Source organism: Stenotrophomonas sp. SrG (assembly GCF_050031795.1).
Taxonomy (GTDB): Bacteria; Pseudomonadota; Gammaproteobacteria; order Xanthomonadales; family Xanthomonadaceae; genus Stenotrophomonas; species Stenotrophomonas rhizophila_A.
On record NZ_JBNBBE010001235.1, the window covers coordinates 1 to 237 of the forward strand.

Here is a 237-nt window from a genome sequence, read left to right on the forward strand (position 1 = left end):
AAGGGCGTTTCCTCGGCCTGCCGGCGGTGGCGATGTCGCTGGTCACCCACACCCACGACCCGCGCAATTTGGAAACCGCCGCGCGTGCCGCCGTGGAGATCGTCACCCGGCTCAAGGCCGATCCGCTGCCGGCCGACACCATCCGCAACGTCAACGTGCCCGACCTGCCGTGGGCGGAGGTGCGTGGCGTCGTAGTGACCCGGCTGGGCAACCGCCCCCGTGCCGAAGGCTGCATGG

The 237-nt window shown here is 70.9% G+C and carries 1 protein-coding gene; it reads left to right on the forward strand.

What is annotated here, in order from left to right:
• A partial coding sequence (locus tag ACQG3P_RS23380) for a 5'/3'-nucleotidase SurE (protein WP_426806377.1) occupies positions 1-237 on the forward strand: 237 nt, incomplete at both ends.